16 protein-coding genes are annotated in these 16482 nt (G+C 66.8%); 10 read left to right on the top strand and 6 right to left on the bottom strand.

The features are described 5' to 3' along the window. Window positions 1–15 precede the first annotated feature (15 nt). From ACFWFP_RS07540 to ACFWFP_RS07555, 4 genes are all read right to left on the bottom strand, one after another. Window positions 16–207, bottom strand: a complete 192-nt coding sequence (locus ACFWFP_RS07540; protein WP_379293817.1) for a hypothetical protein — start codon at window positions 205–207, stop codon at window positions 16–18. 110 nt (window positions 208–317) lie between these two features. Further along, window positions 318–2786 carry an aminopeptidase N gene (pepN, locus tag ACFWFP_RS07545; RefSeq protein ID WP_379293819.1) on the bottom strand — a complete coding sequence of 823 codons (2469 nt, stop codon included), beginning with the start codon at window positions 2784–2786 and terminating at the stop codon, window positions 318–320. Window positions 2787–2838: 52 nt separating this feature from the next. Continuing rightward, on the bottom strand, window positions 2839–4671 hold the full coding sequence (gene glmS / locus ACFWFP_RS07550) for a glutamine--fructose-6-phosphate transaminase (isomerizing) (RefSeq protein ID WP_379293821.1): 1833 nt from the start codon (window positions 4669–4671) through the stop codon (window positions 2839–2841). 15 nt (window positions 4672–4686) lie between these two features. Continuing rightward, window positions 4687–4956: a hypothetical protein gene (locus ACFWFP_RS07555; protein ID WP_379293823.1), complete on the bottom strand. Its 270-nt coding sequence runs from the start codon at window positions 4954–4956 to the stop codon at window positions 4687–4689. Window positions 4957–5198: 242 nt separating this feature from the next. On the opposite strand from ACFWFP_RS07555, the gene ACFWFP_RS07560 reads away from it, so the two are divergent. Then, on the top strand, window positions 5199–6698 hold the full coding sequence (locus ACFWFP_RS07560) for a hypothetical protein (RefSeq protein ID WP_379293825.1): 1500 nt from the start codon (window positions 5199–5201) through the stop codon (window positions 6696–6698). Window positions 6699–6719: 21 nt separating this feature from the next. On the opposite strand, the gene ACFWFP_RS07565 is transcribed toward ACFWFP_RS07560, so the two are convergent. Continuing rightward, on the bottom strand, window positions 6720–7244 hold the full coding sequence (locus tag ACFWFP_RS07565) for a TerD family protein (protein ID WP_379293827.1): 525 nt from the start codon (window positions 7242–7244) through the stop codon (window positions 6720–6722). Between the two features lie 341 nt (window positions 7245–7585). Between ACFWFP_RS07565 and ACFWFP_RS07570 the strand changes: the two genes are divergently transcribed. From ACFWFP_RS07570 to ACFWFP_RS07610, 9 genes are all read left to right on the top strand, one after another. Beyond that, window positions 7586–8128 carry a hypothetical protein gene (locus ACFWFP_RS07570; RefSeq protein WP_379293829.1) on the top strand — a complete coding sequence of 181 codons (543 nt, stop codon included), beginning with the start codon at window positions 7586–7588 and terminating at the stop codon, window positions 8126–8128. A 119-nt stretch (window positions 8129–8247) separates the two neighbouring features. After that, complete coding sequence (locus ACFWFP_RS07575; protein WP_379293831.1) at window positions 8248–9180, top strand: TauD/TfdA dioxygenase family protein; 933 nt, start codon at window positions 8248–8250, stop codon at window positions 9178–9180. Between the two features lie 133 nt (window positions 9181–9313). Continuing rightward, a complete protein-coding gene (locus ACFWFP_RS07580; RefSeq protein WP_379293833.1) occupies window positions 9314–9955 on the top strand; it encodes an ABC transporter permease in 642 nt (213 codons plus the stop codon). Beyond that, entirely contained in the window at window positions 9955–11235 is a 1281-nt protein-coding gene (locus ACFWFP_RS07585; protein ID WP_379293835.1) for an ATP-binding cassette domain-containing protein, read from the top strand. Before ACFWFP_RS07580 ends, ACFWFP_RS07585 begins: the two co-directional genes overlap by 1 nt. Next, on the top strand, window positions 11232–11969 hold the full coding sequence (locus tag ACFWFP_RS07590) for an ABC transporter permease (protein ID WP_379293837.1): 738 nt from the start codon (window positions 11232–11234) through the stop codon (window positions 11967–11969). The genes ACFWFP_RS07585 and ACFWFP_RS07590 overlap by 4 nt, the downstream gene beginning before the upstream one ends. Further along, window positions 11966–12937 (top strand): glycine betaine ABC transporter substrate-binding protein, encoded by a 972-nt coding sequence (locus ACFWFP_RS07595; RefSeq protein WP_379293839.1) that lies wholly within the window; start codon window positions 11966–11968, stop codon window positions 12935–12937. Before ACFWFP_RS07590 ends, ACFWFP_RS07595 begins: the two co-directional genes overlap by 4 nt. 58 nt (window positions 12938–12995) lie before the next feature. After that, window positions 12996–13721, top strand: a complete 726-nt coding sequence (locus tag ACFWFP_RS07600) for a GNAT family N-acetyltransferase (RefSeq protein ID WP_379293841.1) — start codon at window positions 12996–12998, stop codon at window positions 13719–13721. A 63-nt stretch (window positions 13722–13784) separates the two neighbouring features. Beyond that, entirely contained in the window at window positions 13785–14642 is an 858-nt protein-coding gene (locus tag ACFWFP_RS07605; RefSeq protein WP_379293843.1) for a helix-turn-helix domain-containing protein, read from the top strand. 55 nt (window positions 14643–14697) lie between these two features. Beyond that, window positions 14698–15423 carry a DUF998 domain-containing protein gene (locus ACFWFP_RS07610; RefSeq protein ID WP_379293845.1) on the top strand — a complete coding sequence of 242 codons (726 nt, stop codon included), beginning with the start codon at window positions 14698–14700 and terminating at the stop codon, window positions 15421–15423. Window positions 15424–15453: 30 nt separating this feature from the next. Here ACFWFP_RS07610 and cydB read toward each other — a convergent pair whose 3' ends face one another. Beyond that, window positions 15454–16476, bottom strand: a complete 1023-nt coding sequence (cydB, locus tag ACFWFP_RS07615; protein WP_379293847.1) for a cytochrome d ubiquinol oxidase subunit II — start codon at window positions 16474–16476, stop codon at window positions 15454–15456. Between the last annotated feature and the right edge of the window lie 6 nt (window positions 16477–16482).

Consider the following 16482-nt stretch of genomic DNA (forward strand, 5'->3'; position numbering starts at 1 on the left):
GGGCGGGGAGATGATCTAGAGGTCGAGCATTTTGGAGGTGGTCATCATTCCCGCGCCGAGGCTGGCGGCGCCGAAGATCGCCGCGGGTAGGGATCCGGTGAGTGCGGTCAGGCCGATGAGGAAGAACACGCAGGTGGCCAACATGATGGTGGTGCTGGTCAGATCCATGCTCGGCGTACTCGTTGTGCGATTACGTGAGTAGGTCATGGGTGAAGGGTTCACCAGGGTGGTGGTTATTAAACCGTGATCGGTCGATTGGGGTTGACAGAGCGATGTTTTCGGACTTATATGTTTAGCCCGCCGCGAAATGGGAAATATCAGTTCACGCCGCGCACGCGCAGATCCCGGGCGAGGTGGTCACGCTGTTCGAGGACCAATCGGCGCAACGAGTTCGGTGCGTCGGCATTTGCGTCGAGCCACCGGTCGACCCCGTCGAGCGAATCGGCGGCGGGAAAGAGCCCGACCACGATGCGCCGGGCGATCTCGATGCTGCGCCGGTCCCATACCGTGCGCAGCGACGCGAAGTAGTCGTCGTCATACCGCGCGATCAGGTCGCGGTGGCGGCCTGCGCGGAATCCGTCGATGGTGGCGTCGAGATGGTCGTTGGTCAGGGTGGTGTCGCCGAGTGCTGAATCCCATGCCGCGGCTTTGACGTCTGCTTCCGGGCGGGCGGCGAGGGCGCGCAGGTAGGCGGTTCGCCCCGATGCCGTGTCGTCTCGTTGCCCTTCGGTGTCGAGGTCGGCGACCTTCGCGTCGCCGGTGGCGGCCAGCGCCGTCCACATCGCCCAGCGCAGATCGGGATCCGGGGCCAGGCCTTCCGGTGCCCGGTCGAGCAGGATCGCCCGGATGTCGGTGGCACGGCGGCCGTCGACGGTGGCGGCGGCCGCCACCGCACGCGCCCAAGCCAGCTGCGCGCCGGAACCCGGTTCCGACGAATGCAGTGTGGCCCAGCAGGATTCGAGCCAGTCGCCGCGCCACCGATCCCGCGCCGGATCGGGCAGATAATGCCCGATGGTGAACGACGCGTTCGCCAGGACCGCGGTGAGCAGCGCCATGTTCGTTTCGACGGGCGCGAAATCACGAGCCATCGACAGGTAGCGTTCGGCGGAGAGCTCGCCGTCGCGGGTGGCGTTCCACAGCGCCGACCAGATCAGTCCGCGCGCCAGCGGGTCGGTGACCCGATTCAGCGAACTCTCCACGGTGGCGAGGGAATCCACGTCGAGACGAACCTTCGCGTAGGTGAGATCACCGTCGTTGAGCAGACGCAGCGCAGCGGGGGCGAGATCCACCGGTGTGCGAGCGTCGACGATGTCGAGTTCCACGCGCTCGCGAATCACCAGGTCACCCTCGGCATCGAAGTCGTAGAGCCCGACAGCGAGCCGGTGCGGGCGCGGATCGGTTTGCACGATGGCACCGTTGTCGAGAGTCAGGGTGGACACCCCGGTGGTTTGCAACCAGGCCCGCGCCCAGCCCGCCAGATCGCGGCCGGAATCCGCCGACAACTCGGTCAGCAGATCGTCGAGGGTCGTGTTGCCGAAAGCATGTGTCCGGAAATACCGGCGCACCCCCGAGAAGAACTCCTCGCGGCCGACATAGGCGACCAGCTGTTTGAGCACGCTGGCGCCCTTGGCATAGGTGATGCCGTCGAAATTGAGTTTGGCGGCCTCGAGGTCGGTGATGTCGGCGACGATCGGGTGTGTGGTCGGCAACTGGTCCTGCAGATACGCCCAGGCCTTGCGGCGGTTCGCGAACGCCACCCAGGCGTCGGTCCACTCGGTGGCCTCGGAGCTCGCGAGCGCGCCCATGTAGTCGGCGAAGGATTCCTTGAGCCACAGGTCGTCCCACCACACCATCGTGACCAGATCGCCGAACCACATGTGGGCCATCTCGTGCAGGATCGTGTTGGCCCTGCCCTCGTACTGCGCGGCGGTGGCCGCGCCACGGAACACGTAGGCCTCGGTGAACGTGACCAGCCCCGGGTTCTCCATCGCACCCAGGTTGTATTCGGGGACGAACACCTGGTCGTACTTGCCCCACGGGTAGGGGTAGTCGAAGTTCTCGGCGAAGAAGTCCAGACCTTGCTTCGTGACCTCGAAGATCGTGTCCGCGTCCAGATAGCGGGCCAGCGAAGCGCGGCAATAGATCCCGAGTGGGATGTTGAGTTCGCCACGTGCCCAAGACGATTCGACGCGATGGTACGGCCCGGCGGCGACCGCGGTGATGTACGTCGAGATCGGCAAGGTGGGGGAGAACTCGACGTTCTGGATCACGCCGTTGTCCTGGATGGCCGCAAAAGGCCGGTTCGACAGCACCTGCCACCCGGCCGGTGCGGTGACCGCGAACGTGAACGGCGCCTTCATATCCGGCTGTTCGAAGCAGGCGAAGACCCGTCGTGCGTCCGCGGGCTCGTACTGGGTGTAGAGGTAGGTCTGATCGTCGACCGGATCGAGGAACCGGTGCAGTCCCTCACCGGAGCGGCTGTAGGCGCCGGTGCCCCGCACGACGACCACGTTGGTCTCCGACAAGCCGGCAAGAGCGAGCCGGGCCCCGTCGTAGTCGACGGCGACCTCCACACCGTTGACGGTCACTGATTCCACCGACAGACCGATGAAGTCGAGCCACGTCTGCTGGGCGCCGGCGTCGAACTCGACAGTGGTGGTCGTCGCGAAACCGGCCCGGGTCCGATCCGGGGCTGCCGACAGATCGAGTTCGACGCGGTAGGCGCGGACAGTGATCGCCCGCGATCGCGCGGCGGTCTCGGAGCGGCTCAGGTTCGCGGTATTCACGCCTCGATCCTGCCAGCCGCCCCGACGCCGTGCGCCCCACTCCACGCGACTATTACTCCACGGTGACGCTTTTCGCCAGGTTGCGTGGTTTGTCGACGTCGCGGCCGAGGGCGATGGCCGTGTGATAAGCGAGTAGTTGCAGCGGGATCGTCAGCAGCATCGGGTCCAACTCCGGTGCCACGCGCGGGACCTGGATCACTTCGTCGGCCGCGTTCGGCGGCAGATCCGCGTTCGTCACCGCGATCACCGGTCCGCCGCGTGCCTTGATCTGTTCGATGGTGCTGAGGTTCTTGGCCAGCAGCTCGTCGTCGGGGACGATCACCACGCTCGGCATCTCCTGGTCGATCAGCGCGAGTGGGCCGTGTTTGAGCTCGGAGGCCTGGTAGGCCTCGGCGTGCACGTAGGAGACCTCCTTCAGCTTCTGCGCGCCTTCACGGGCGACCGGCCACGCCCGTACCCGGCCGATGAAGAACATGCTGCGGGCCTTGGCGTAGCGGTGCGCGATCTCGGCGATGGCGTCTTCGTCGGTGAGGACCTGGTCGATGGCGGCGGGCAGGGCTCGCAGGCCGTCGACGATGCGGCCGCCGTCGGCGGCCGACAGGTCGCGAACCCGGCCGAGCAGCAGGGCCAGCATCGTGAACGACACGGTCATATTGGTCAGCGCCTTGGTCGAGGCAACGGAGATCTCCGGGCCCGCGTGCAGGAACACGCCTGCCCCGCACTGGCGGGCGATCGCGCTGCCCACCGCGTTGACGGCGCCGATGACCCGCCCGCCCTTGCGCTGTAGCTCCTGCACCGCGGCGAGGGTATCGAGGGTTTCGCCGGACTGACTGATCGCGACGTAGAGCGCGTCGGGATCGACGACCGGATTGCGGTAGCGGAACTCCGAGGCCGGTTCCGCGGTGGCCGGAATACGGGCCAGTTCCTCGATCAGCTGGGCGCCGAGCTGGCCCGCGTAGTAGGCCGAACCGCAGCCGAGGAAGACGACCTTGCTGATGCTGCGCAGTTCGCGGGCGTCCATGTTCAGCCCGCCGAGGTGGGCGGTGGCGAAACGATCGTCGAGGCGGCCACGCAGCGCCCGGCGCACCGCCTCACCCTGTTCGGCGATCTCCTTGCGCATGAAGTCGGGGAATCCGCCCAGCGCGTAGTCCTCGGCCACCATATCGATGGTGGTCGGGGTCTTGTCGGTCTGCTCGGACTCGACTCCCAGTGTGCTGGTGCGGAATTCGCTGTCGCGGATGGTCGCGAGCTCGCCGTCGTCGAGGAACACCACCCGCTGGGTGTGGTGGACGAGGGCAGCGACATCGGAGGCCACGAACATCTCGCCGTCCCCGACGCCGAGCACGATGGGGCTGCCGTTGCGGGCCACCACCAGCTCGGTCGGACGGCGCGCGTCGAGCACCAGCAGACCGTAGGTGCCTCGAACCCGGTGCAGCGCGACGCGAACGGCGTCTTCGAGGGATTCGGATTCCGCGAGCTCGCGCGCGACCAGATGGGCGATCACCTCGGTGTCGGTGTCGGACACGAGATCGATGCCGAGCGCGGTCAGCTCGGCCCGCAGCTGTTCGGCGTTCTCCACGATGCCGTTGTGCACCACGGCGATACGGCCGCTGACATCGGTGTGCGGGTGGGCGTTGGCATCACTGGGTTCGCCATGGGTGGCCCAGCGGGTGTGCGCGATGCCGACGGTACCGCGCAGAGCAGTGGTGTCGGCTTTGTCGCGCAGGTCCTGCACCCGGCCCCGGGTTTTACAGACGCGGGCCTTGCCGCGATGCGGCAGCGCCAATCCGGCCGAATCGTAGCCGCGATATTCGAGCCGATGCAGACCCTCCAGCAGTACGGGAACAGCTTGCCGGTGACCGATGTATCCGACGATTCCACACATGGCGTGATGAACCCCTTACCCGTAGACGATGCGACGAAGTTGCCGTTCGGTGTATGACGGAGCGGCGACCGGCCGCTCGCCGAGTTCGATCTCGAGGCGCCGCCAGATCTCGGCATTGCGCATCTCCCGAGCTTGCAGTTCGGCGTGCCTGCGTCGGACGAACTGCTCGGCTGTCTCGTCGAAGTAGCCGACGATGTCGGCGACGACCCGGGCGGCCACGCGTTCGGGTAGGCCGGTGGACGCCACGACATAGCGGACCAACTCGGTGGGTACCCCGTCATTCACTCGCACGATCATGCCTGCCCCGACCGGGTTCGCCAACATCCCTGCCCGAATTCGGGCAAATAGTGTCGCGGCAGCACGTCAGGGTGACGCGTCATGCACGCAGTCGGCCCGGCCGGTGCGCGCGGAGTTCATGCCGTTATCGCCTTGTGAGGTGTGAGCCGCGACTTGCGGACAATTTGCTGGAAGGGTGTCAAGTGCACGGCATACTGCGCATCCGAGTGGAGGTTGTGGTGAGGCGACGAATGGGCGACGCATTCAGTGACCGGCTCTATTTCGCGGGCCCCGCGTCGGCATCGGATGAAGCGGCGGGCAGACCCGAATATGTCGTCGACGCGGCAATCGTGACGATCGCGGAAGAGATCGTGCGGACGGGTTTCGATACCGAGGATATCGTGCACCAGCGGTTGCGGAGATTCTGCGCACACGCGAAAGCCGAAGGCGCGATGGTGAATTGCCTCCTCGGCGCGGCAACCGCCGTGGAAGACGGTGGGGTGGTGCCCTTTGTCGGCCGGGTCGTGGGCAGGCTCGGGCACGCGGAGTTGTTGTTCGACCTCGCCCTCGGCGAATCGGGTATCGATCCGTTCGACGGGAACCCGGTGGGGAATTCGGTCGGGCCGGGCGTGATGACGGAGCTGGATTTCGAATTCGTCATCGCTCAGGTGAGTGAGCTGGTCGATAGCTTGCTGCTACCCAATTACCTGGCGTTACTGGAATGGCGTGATCTCACGGGGGAGGCGCCGCGATCTCGTCAGCCGGAGCAGTCGGCCGCGTTGCTGTACGAGCTCAACGAACGGCTCGTCCCGGTCCTCGGTGACATGCCCCTGGCCTGGTTGTTGCTGCACTACGCGGAGTTCGGTGTCGCACCGCTGGCGGACTCGATCCATCGCGCGCTGCTGCGCACCAACGCCGCCGACGCCGTGTCCGCCGCGCGCACCGCGGCGGCGGCGCTCACCGCGATGTCGTTCGTGTCCTCCTCGGCCAGGCTGGGCGATCTTCCGGTGGTGTCGCGCCGGCCGCGGCATCAGCCGACACTGGTGACCGGCAACCACGTCATGGCCGATCTGGTCTGCGCGCTGTCGCGGTGCGATACCGCGAACGGCTGGCAGGCCGACGCGAAACTGTTGCGGACCGCCGACGCGCAGACGGTCGGCTGGCTGCTGGTCGAGGATCGCCGCCATCGACGCGAAACTCGCAGCAGCCGAGGCGATCTCATGGCATCGGCGATCGGGCTCGAGATCATGCTCGGCGTCGATCACACGTCCGGTTCGTCCCCGGCGACGGCGCAGGCGCCGACGGCGATCACCGCCGACCTGCTTCGCGTCCTGCGCCTGCCGTGGGACCAGATCCCGGAGTCGGCCCGGTACAGCCCACGTCATCTGGACGGTGTCCTGCGTTTGGCCTGTTGCGCGATGGAGGCCATGGCCCCGGGCGCCGAGGCCACCGCCGATATCCTGCGCCGCGCGGCCGACCGTGCGATCCCCGCGCTGAGCGCCCGCCCGGAACCACCGATCTACCTCCAGGGCGCACTGGCCCTGCTCGAGTCCTGGCATCGTGGTGGCGCGCCCCGGACCCGACTCCTGCTCGCGGCGACCGAACCCATCGCCCCCGTGGTCTTCTCCACGCTGTTGCTGATCGGCGCGGCTCTGCTGGAAATGCTGGCCGAGGAGTTCGACGCGGACGTCACGCACGTCCTCGACGCGCTCGAGACGCGGCTGCGGGCCCGCGACCGTCTATCGGAGTGACGACGGCGTGGATCGTCGCTGTCAGCGCAGGTAGGCGGTGAGTTGGGGGACGGCGTCGACCACGTGCTGGGCGCTGATCGGCTGACCGATCAGGGTGAAGGCCCAATCCTGGTGGGGGCGGTGCAGTTTGCCGACGACGATGCCGGTGTGCGCGCCGACGCTGTCGAGATCGATGCGGATCAATTCGATACCGGTGACATTGTCGACGATGCGACAGAAGCCGTGGGCGATCTGGTCGAATCGCTGGCCGGTGTAGCAGGTTACCAGGAACACGATCGTGGTGACGGCGGGGTCGAGCAGGGTCAGGTCGACCACAATCACCTCGTTGTCGCCGTCGCCGTCACCGGTGACGCTGTCCCCGAGGTGGCGCAGCGCGCCGTCGCGCGAGGTGAGCTGCTCGTGGAAGACGACGTCGACGAAGGTCTCGCCGGCGAACGACAGCGCCGCGGCGTTGAGATCGATGTCCTTGCGGCGGGGATGCAGTCCGTCGGCGTGCGCCGGGGCCCAGCCGAGGCCCATGCTGAGGTGGGTGATTGCGTGCGTCATGCGGTACTCCTGGCCGATAGAACCCCACCCGACCGAGCACGAGCGGGGTTGCCGACGGGACTTCCCGGCTCGCTGACCCGTAAACATGGCGTAAAGATCACGCCCATTACCGATCTGGTGCCTGGTCGTGCTCGGCTCGGCAGACTCCGCGCTCGAGGCACAGACCGCGACCAGGCATTATGTGACTGGGAACAACAATGTGGCGAAGTGATTGCCGTCGGCGTCGATGAGGTTGATCGTAAGTGTCTGGGAGTAGTTGTCCCACACACCGAACCTCCGGCGATCGCGTCATGACGGGCCGGTTCGGGATCGAGCTTTTCGGATTCGACATCGGAGTCAGGATGAACAGCTTGCTCGAAAACCATCGCGGATGGGTAGCCGACATCTTCACGGATGGGTTGTCCGCACGCAGCGACGCGCCCAGCCTCCGCGCGACGGTCGCGAACGATGCCCGGCCGCCGGCATCAGCAGACAGCCACCCGCGCCGACCGGAGGAAGTGATCGGGTGGCGCGCACTGTGCTCCTGCGACGGCTGGCACGGACGAACCTGGCTCCGCGCCGACCTGGCCGCCGACCACGCCCCCTCTGCCCGGGTGCTGCATTGCTCCACCGGTCGGCTCGACGCCGACCTGACCCGTCTGGTCCTGGCCGAATGGGACTACCACCAGCTCGAGATGCAGGCCCTGGTACCGGTGCGGCTGGCGTTCGAGGACACTGCCTCGGCCCAGCGGCGGCTGGTCGAAGCCGTCCGCTTCGTGCGCGCGTCGGGAGCGTCCTGGGAAGCGGTCGCCCGGGTGATCAGCGCGCCGTCGGCCGAAGCCGCCGAATCGCGGTTCAGTACGTGGACCCAGGGGCACGGCGCGGCGGAATTGCGCATACCGTAATCGGCGACGCCGTCTGCCGATTCGGCGATTCCGCTCAGCCTGAGTTCAACGATGGTCGCGGCGCGTTCCTGGTGGTTTCGTGTGACGAGATCGTCCAGGTTCGAGCGAGAGGCCTCCGTATGTCCGTCCATGACGCAGCTGTACCCGGGAGCGCGGTGCGGGTGGTCAAGCTCGGCGCCCACATCGGTGCTCAGGTCGACGGGGTCCGGCTCGGTGGTGACCTGGACGCGCGATCGGTGGCCACCATCCGCGCCGCGCTCAGCGAGCACAAAGTGATCTTCTTCCGGGGCCAGCACCACCTGACCGAGGACGGGCAGTACGAGTTCGCGCAGTTGCTCGGCAACCCGACCACCCCGCACCCGACTGTCACCTCGGCCGGTGCGAAGAGCCTGGCGATCGACTCGCACCAGACGCGGTCCAATGTCTGGCACACCGATGTCACCTTCGTCGATCGTGTCCCGCGGGCCTCCATCCTGCGTGCGGTCGCCCTGCCCAGTTACGGCGGTTCGACCACCTGGGCTTCGACGGTGGCCGCCTACAACTCGCTGCCGGAGCCGCTCCAGCGACTCGCCGAGAGCCTGCGCGCGCGGCATTCGAACCGTTACGACTACGCCGCCGAGATCGAGGACCGTTCCGCCGACACCGACCGCGACTACCGTCGCGAGTTCGAGTCCACCTATTTCGAGACCGAGCACCCCGTGGTCGAGGTGCACCCGGAGACCGGTGAGCGCGCCCTGCTGCTCGGCTGCTTCGTCAAGGAGATCGTCGGGGTGTCGAGCAGCGAGTCGCGGGCGCTGTTCGGGCTGTTCCAGGACCGGATCACCCGGCTCGAGCACACCACCCGCTGGAACTGGTCGCTGGGCGACGTCGCGATCTGGGACAACCGGGCCACCCAGCACTACGCCATCGACGACTACGACGGCAGCGAGCACCGCAGGCTCACCCGCATCACGCTGGGCGGGCCGGTCCCGGTCGGGGTCGACGGCAGCACGAGCACGGTGATCGCCGGCGACGCCGAGCCGTACGCCGCTGCGCTCGAGCGTGCGGCATAGCCGTCATCGAGCGCCGCCTCCTCGCGCGCGTCCCCGGACGAACACCCGGTATCGACTATTCTTCGACGGCACATTCGACCGTTGATCACGTGCGAACGGGTACCCACTGGCCCAGTCCGACGATGGGAATGCCGTGAATTTGTGGAACTATGTCCAGGATCGAGGCGAGGTCCTGACCTTCCTCACTTATCAGCATGCGTCGCTGGCCTTTCAGACCGTGCTGGTCGGCACTGTCGTCGCGATCCTCGTCGCCGTGGCGGTGTATCGGTTGCCGCTGGCGTCGGCGCTGACCCTGACGTCGAGCCGGGTCGCATTGACGATCCCCTCGCTGGCGCTGCTGGCGTTGCTGCTGGTCCCGTTCGGGCTCGGAGTGGTGCCCTCGTTCATCATGCTGGCGTTCTTCGCGGCGCTGCCGGTGATCGGCAACGCGATCGTCGGGCTGCGATCGGTGCCTGCCACGGTCGTCGAATCCGCGCGCGGCATCGGGCTTTCGCGGTGGCGGATCCTGCTCACCGTCGAGCTGCCCATCGCCTGGCCGGTGATCCTCACCGGGATCAGGGTCTCGACCCAGATGATCGTCGGTGTCGCCGCGATCGTGGCCTACGTCCTCGGACCCGGCCTCGGCTCGCTGATCTTCAACGGTCTGTCGCGCCTCGGCGGCGCCAACGCGCTCGAAATGGCGCTCACCGGAACCATTCTCATCGTTGCCATCGCGTTGGTCTTCGACGCGCTCCTCGTCCTGCTCGGACGCCTCACGATTGCCAAGGGACTGTGATGACCGATGTGACCAGCCAGCCCGCGCCGACCGCGCCGCCGCGCAACGTGACCGGTGATTCCATCACCTTGGACGGGGTCGTCAAGCGGTACAAGGGGCAGGACACCCCTGCCGTCGAACGCCTGGACCTCGAGATCGACGCCGGCGACATCGTCGCGTTCGTCGGACCGTCGGGCTGCGGTAAGACGACCACGCTCAAGATGATCAACCGGCTGATCGAGCCGACCGAGGGCCGGATCTTCATCGGCGGACGCGACGTGACCCGGGAAGACCCGGACAAATTGCGCCAGTCGATCGGCTATGTCATCCAGTCCGGTGGGCTGTTCCCGCACTGGTCGGTTGCCAAGAACATCGGCGCGATCCCGCGGGTGCTCGGCTGGGACAAGAAGCGAATCGCCGAACGCACCGAATACCTCCTTGACCTGGTCGGTCTCGACCCGGCGACCTTCGCCGACCGTCTCCCCAAGGACATGTCCGGTGGTCAGCAGCAGCGGGTGGGCGTCGCCCGCGCGCTCGCGGCCGACCCGCCGGTGCTGCTGATGGACGAACCGTTCGGCGCGGTCGACCCGATCACCCGGGTTCGCTTGCAGGACAGTCTGATCGCGATCCAGCACGAACTCGGCAAGACCATCGTGATCGTCACCCACGACTTCGAGGAAGCCACCAAACTCGGTGACAAGGTGCTCATCCTGTCCGAGGGCGGACACGTCGAGCAGTACGCGACACCGGAGGAGATCCTCACCGACCCGGCGACGCCGTTCGTCGAGGAATTCGTGGGATCGGGCGCGAAACTGGCCTATCTCACGGTGTCTCGGGTCCGCGACGTGGAGGTCGACCCGGTGACCACCGCCAGAATCGGCGAATCCTCGCAGGTCGTGATCGGGCGGGCGAAAGCAGCCGGGCACACCTGGGTGGTGGTCGTGGACGACGCGGGGCGGCCGCGGTCGTGGCCCTCGCTGACGGAAGTGGCGAGCAAACCGGAGGTCTCGGACTACCTCGATCGCCGGTTGCCCGTGGTCGCGCAGTCCTCGACCCTCAACGACGCGCTCGACGCCATGCTCGCCGCCAGCCAGGGCGCCACCCTGGTCACCGACGGTCGCGGCGCCGTCGTGGGCTCGCTGAACATCGGCTCGGTGACCGACGTGATCCAGACCAAGCTCGCGGAGGGGCACGCCGCCGTCGAGGACCTGTCCTACGAAACCTACGTCGACGGTTCCGATCCCACCCCCACCCCGGTCGTCGCCGCCGACGACGAACCCGGATCGGCCGGACCGGCATGAACCGACTGCGCCGGGTCCCGATCGATGTGTGGTTCGAACCGCTCATCATCGTGGTGATCGGCATCGGATACGTGCTCTGGTACCAGTCGTCGACGTTCACCGCGACCGAACAGGCCTCGCTCGGCTGGGCCAATCTCCAGACCACGATCCTCGAGCACATCCGGCTCACGGTGGTCGCCACACTGATCGTGGTGGTGGTCGCGATTCCTCTCGGCATCGCCTTGACCCGGCCCGCGTTGCAGCGGCTCGAGCCGATCGCCGTCAACATCGCCAATATCGGTCAGGCCGCGCCCGCCGTCGGTCTGCTCGTGCTGTTCACCTTCTGGCTCGGCACCGGATTCCGCACGGCGGTCGTCGGTCTCGTCGTGTACGCGATCCTGCCGATCCTGCAGAACACGATCGTCGGGTTGCGGCAGGTCGATCACCGCACCATCGAGGCCGCTCGCGGCATCGGCTTCTCGGCAGGCCGGACGCTGCTGCAAGTGGAATTGCCGCTGGCCGTGCCGGTGATCCTCAACGGCGTGCGTACCGCGCTGGTCATCCTGGTCGGCACCGCGACGCTGAGTACCTTCATCGGCGCCACCAGCCTGGGCACGCTGATCACGACCGGCGTCACCCTGTTCCTGCCCAAGCTGCTCATCTCCGGTGCCGTGCTCGTCGGGTTGCTGGCGTTGATCATCGATTGGCTCGGCCGACTCGTCGAACTGGCCGCGACCCCACGAGGTGTCTCATGAGGCGAGTCCCGTTGATCACCGCGCTGGTCGCGATGCTGTCGTTGCTCGCCGGGTGTGGGCTGGTGAGCTCGTCGGGCACCTTCCACGACGCGAGTCTGCCCGGCGGCGAACGTCCCCTCGACGGTGCGAAATTGGTCGTCACCTCGAAGAGCTTCACCGAGGGTGTGCTGCTCGGCAAGATCACCGCAACCTACCTGGCCGCGGCAGGGGCCTCGGTCACCGATCTGACCGGCGCGCCGGGATCTGCCTCGTCACGGCAGGCCCAGCTCAACGGCGACGCCGACGTGCTGTGGGAATACACCGGCACCGGCTGGGTCAACTACCACAACGAGACCGAGACGATCGTGGACCCGCAGGAGCTGTGGCAGCGCGTCCACGATGTCGAAAAGCGTGACTACAACCTGGAATGGCTTCCCCCGTCCAACTTCAACGACACCTACGCGTTCGGTGCGTCGACACCGACCGCGCAGCGACTGGGCGTGAAGTCCCTCTCGGACGTGGCCGCACTGCCGGTCGCCGAACGAACGTTCTGTGTCGACGACGAATTCTTCAGTCGCTCGGACGGTTTCATCCCGATGCTGCAGAAATACGGCATCCCCTACAACGATCCCAACGGTGTCCCCGCGGGCAACGTCACCCGTATGGACGCCGGCGTCGTCTACACCGCCACCGCCAAGGACTCTCCCTGCCACTTCGGCATGGTCTACACCACCGACGGCCGCGTCAAGAACCTGAACCTGGTGGTCCTGGACGACGACAAGAAGTTCTTCCTGCCTTACAGCGGCACCGCGGTCGTCCGCGGCCCCGTCCTCGACGCCCACCCCGAACTGCGCGAACTCCTCGGCACGATCTCCGAACGCCTCACCGACGACCTGATGCGAGAACTCAACGGCCGCGTCGACATCGACGGAGAAGACCCCGCCGATGTCGCCTACGACTGGCTGAAAAGCGAGAACCTGATCGACTAGCGGCGCGCGGGCGATCCAGCGCCGCGGAACGTGATCGGCGCCGGTCTATGATCCGGCTGTGCCTGAGGATGGTCTTGCCGATGTGAAACGCTTCGATCCGGTGCCGGACCCGCGGCCGGCCGATGCGGTGTGGCCGGAGCTGAAGTGGCCGATCTCCGCGGATGCCGAACTCGTCGGTGAGACAGTGCGGTTGAATCCGGTCGATCCGGTAGCGGACGCGGCCGAGTTGTTCGCGGTACTCGATCATGATGTCGTGTGGGCCCATATTCCGTTTCGTCCGCGCGATCGACAGGAACTCGACGAGTTCCTGCGGTCGTGGCACGCGACGCCGGAGAACTATCTGTGGATTGTCCGAACGTGCCGGGCCGTCGCGGGCTACCCGATCGGTGCGATCGTCGGGATGACCTCCTTTCTCGAAACCCGTCCGCGGGACGCCCGGTTGGAAATCGGTGCCACCCTCTTCGCCCCGGAGGTATGGGCGAGTGGAGTGAATCCGGAGGCGAAGTTGTTGCTCCTGCGCTATGCGTTCGACACGCTGGGTGCCGGTCGCGTCGAGCTCAAAACGGATGTTCGCAATCACCGTTCGCAGCAGGCCATCGCGCGCCTGGGCGCCCGGTACGAGGGCACACTGCGGCGCTATTCCCGGCGCGCCGACGGCACGATCCGCGATTCGGTCCTGTTCTCGATCACGGTGGAGGACTGGCCGGACGTTCGAGCGCGTCTTGCCGCGCGGCTGCGCGACCTCGAGCGTTCGGTGAACTCGTCCTGGACCGCCCGACTCTGAACGTACCCGGCTACCAACGCGCTGTTGGGCACATGTGCCGCGAGTTTCCGTAGCCTGGATCGGGTGGGAGTTGCGGAGGTCGGCGGCGCGCCCGGTGTGGGTTGGGATTTCGCGGGTCCGTCCCCTGCCGCCGCGTCGGGTGCCGCGATCATCGGATATCGCGATGTGGGCGGCGCCGGATCGGACTTGCGGGTTGCCGCGACGACGGCGGTCGCGGTGGTCATCGAGTTCGGCGGTCGGGGACTGGTTGTCGATGACGCGTGCGGGCGACAGACGCTGGGCGGCTTCGTCGTCGGACTTCCCTTGGCGGCCGCACGGATTCGTAGCAGGCAGGCCGAGTGCGTGGAGGTTCGCCTGTCGCCGATCCGTGCGCACTCGCTGTTGGGTACTGCCGCTACCGATCTGGGCCGAGGCGTGGTGCCGTTGGAACAGTTGTGGGGACCAGCGGTTCGGCGACTGCGCGAGCAACTCGCGGACGCGGGGACCTGGGAGGAACGGTTCGCACTGACCACATCGTTTCTGGCACAGCGTGACAGGCCGACGCGGACGCCCGATCCCGAGGTGATCGCCGCCTGGCAGCGCCTGCTCGCCTCCGGTGGCCGGGTGAAGGTCGGCGAGCTCGCCGAATCCCTCGGATGGAGCCGTAAACGGCTGTGGGCGAGGTTCGAATCCCAGATCGGTCTCACACCCAAGCGTGCGGCGATGCTGGTCCGATTCCGGTGCGCGGTCGACGGTTTGCTCGCGGGCAGGCCCGCCGCCGACGTCGCCGCGGTGTGCGGGTACACCGATCAGGCTCATCTGTGCCGGGATGTCGCGATCTTCGCGGACCGCACCCCGGGGACGCTGCACGCGGACACTCTGCCTGTCATCGCCCGGGATCGGTACCGGGCGTGGGGAACATTCTTCCAATCCCCGGGGTGATCGTTCGGTCGATAGTGGTGTTCACCTCACCCCGATCGACGAGAGGACACCTGCCGTGACCGACACCCTCGGCCCAGCGAATCCACCGACCTCAGCACAACGTTCCGGCGAGCTGTCGACGGCGACGAGATCGCTGCTGGCCTGCGGTGTGATCGCCCCGCTGATCAACATCGTCGTCATGCTCGTCCTCGGGGCGATTCGCCCTGATTACAACGCCTGGGTGGTCCCCGACAGCAACCTCGAACTGGGGCCGGGTGGGTGGATGCAGATAACGAATTACCTCGTCACCGGAACGCTGCTGCTCGCTTTCGCGATCGGGACGAAGCGGCTTCTGCGTACGGGACGCGGTTCCATCTGGGGCCCCGTCCTCCTCGGGATCTATGGCTTCACTTTCTTCGCCATCGGGCCCATCCTTCCGGACCCGTCGCTGGGTTATCCGGCGGGAGCGCCGGAAACGTTGACCGTTCACGGCGCCGTGCACAGTCTCCTCGGTCTCGTTCAGTTCTCGTCGCTGACCGTGGCTTGCTTCGTGCTGGCACGGCGCGATGAAGCGCCCGAAAGTCGTGGCTGGTCCCGGTATTCGGTGGTCACCGGCCTGGTGGTCGCTACCTCGTACGTCGTCTTCGCCTTTATTGCCCAATTGGTGGACGGGGGACCGGCGGGGCTCGTCGAACGGGTGGGGATCATTGCCGGCGGCATGTGGGTTGTTCTGCTGGCGATCCGCCTGCTGGGCAGGTCCTCACAACGCGCCGCGCACGCCACGGCACTGTCGGTGCCATAACGCGCGCGGCGAATTCTGTTGCCGGAAAGCCTATTTCGAGAGAGGTAGTCCGGTCGGTTCAGGGATCTGTTCGACGGTGAGTCGTTTGCGGAAGACCCAGTAGGTCCAGCCCTGGTAGATCAGGACCACCGGGGTGCACAGGACCGCTGCCCAGCTCATCACCTGGAGGGTGTAGTGACTGGAGGAGGCGTTGTGGATGGTCAAGTCGAACGCGGGTTCGATCGTCGAGGGCATCACGTTCGGGTAGAGGGAGCCGACCAGCAGGATGGTGGCGGCGGCGATCGTGACGGTGGTGCCGAGGAAGGCCCAGCCGTCACGGGCCGCGCCGGTGGCCCCACCGGCGACGACCAGGCCGAGTACGGCCGCGCCGAGAGCGGCCCAGGTCCAGCCGGAGCCGTACGCGAGCTGCGTCCACAGCCCGAACCCGCCGACGATCACCACCGTGGGCACGAACAGGATCCGCACGCACGTGCGCGCGTCGTCGCGGACTTCACCACCGGTCTTGAGCGCCAGGAAGATCGCGCCGTGCAGAGCGAACAGAATGGCGGTGGTCGCCCCGCCGAGCAGCGCGTAGGGGCTGAGCAGATCCCACACCGAGCCGACGACCTGCCGCTTCTCGTCCAGCGGCACCCCGCGCACGAGGTTGGCGAACACCCACCCCCACGCCAGTGCCGGAATCCACGAGCCGATGCCGATGCCGATGTCACACCAGGCCCGCCACTTCGGATCGTTGATCTTCGCTCGCCATTCGATCGCGCAGATCCGCAGGATCAACGCGACCAGCAACAGCAGCAGGGCCAGATAGAACCCGGAGAACAAGCTCGCGTACCACTCGGGAAACGCCGCGAACATCGCACCGCCCGCGGTGATCAGCCAGACTTCGTTGCCGTCCCAGACCGGCCCGATGGTGTTGAGAACGACGCGCCTGCGCACATCGGAACCCTTACCGAGGATCGGCATCAGCATGCCGACGCCGAAGTCGAAGCCCTCGAGGATGAAGTAGCCGGTGAACAGCACGGCGACCAGCACGAACCAGAATTGCTGCAGACTCATCGTCGT

The sequence above is a fragment of the Nocardia sp. NPDC060249 genome (genome assembly GCF_042728755.1).
GTDB lineage: Bacteria > Actinomycetota > Actinomycetes > Mycobacteriales > Mycobacteriaceae > Nocardia.

Bases quoted from the DNA above. Each gene is read 5' to 3' on its own strand.
- ACFWFP_RS07540 (WP_379293817.1), bottom strand. From the start codon at position 207: ATGACCTACTCACGTAATCGCACAACGAGTACGCCGAGCATGGATCTG.
- glmS (WP_379293821.1), bottom strand. From the start codon at position 4,671: ATGTGTGGAATCGTCGGATACATCGGTCACCGGCAAGCTGTTCCCGTA.
- ACFWFP_RS07560 (WP_379293825.1), top strand. From the start codon at position 5,199: ATGGGCGACGCATTCAGTGACCGGCTCTATTTCGCGGGCCCCGCGTCG.
- ACFWFP_RS07565 (WP_379293827.1), bottom strand. From the start codon at position 7,244: ATGACGCACGCAATCACCCACCTCAGCATGGGCCTCGGCTGGGCCCCG.
- ACFWFP_RS07570 (WP_379293829.1), top strand. From the start codon at position 7,586: ATGAACAGCTTGCTCGAAAACCATCGCGGATGGGTAGCCGACATCTTC.
- ACFWFP_RS07575 (WP_379293831.1), top strand. From the start codon at position 8,248: ATGTCCGTCCATGACGCAGCTGTACCCGGGAGCGCGGTGCGGGTGGTC.
- ACFWFP_RS07585 (WP_379293835.1), top strand. From the start codon at position 9,955: ATGACCGATGTGACCAGCCAGCCCGCGCCGACCGCGCCGCCGCGCAAC.
- ACFWFP_RS07590 (WP_379293837.1), top strand. From the start codon at position 11,232: ATGAACCGACTGCGCCGGGTCCCGATCGATGTGTGGTTCGAACCGCTC.
- ACFWFP_RS07595 (WP_379293839.1), top strand. From the start codon at position 11,966: ATGAGGCGAGTCCCGTTGATCACCGCGCTGGTCGCGATGCTGTCGTTG.
- cydB (WP_379293847.1), bottom strand. From the start codon at position 16,476: ATGAGTCTGCAGCAATTCTGGTTCGTGCTGGTCGCCGTGCTGTTCACC.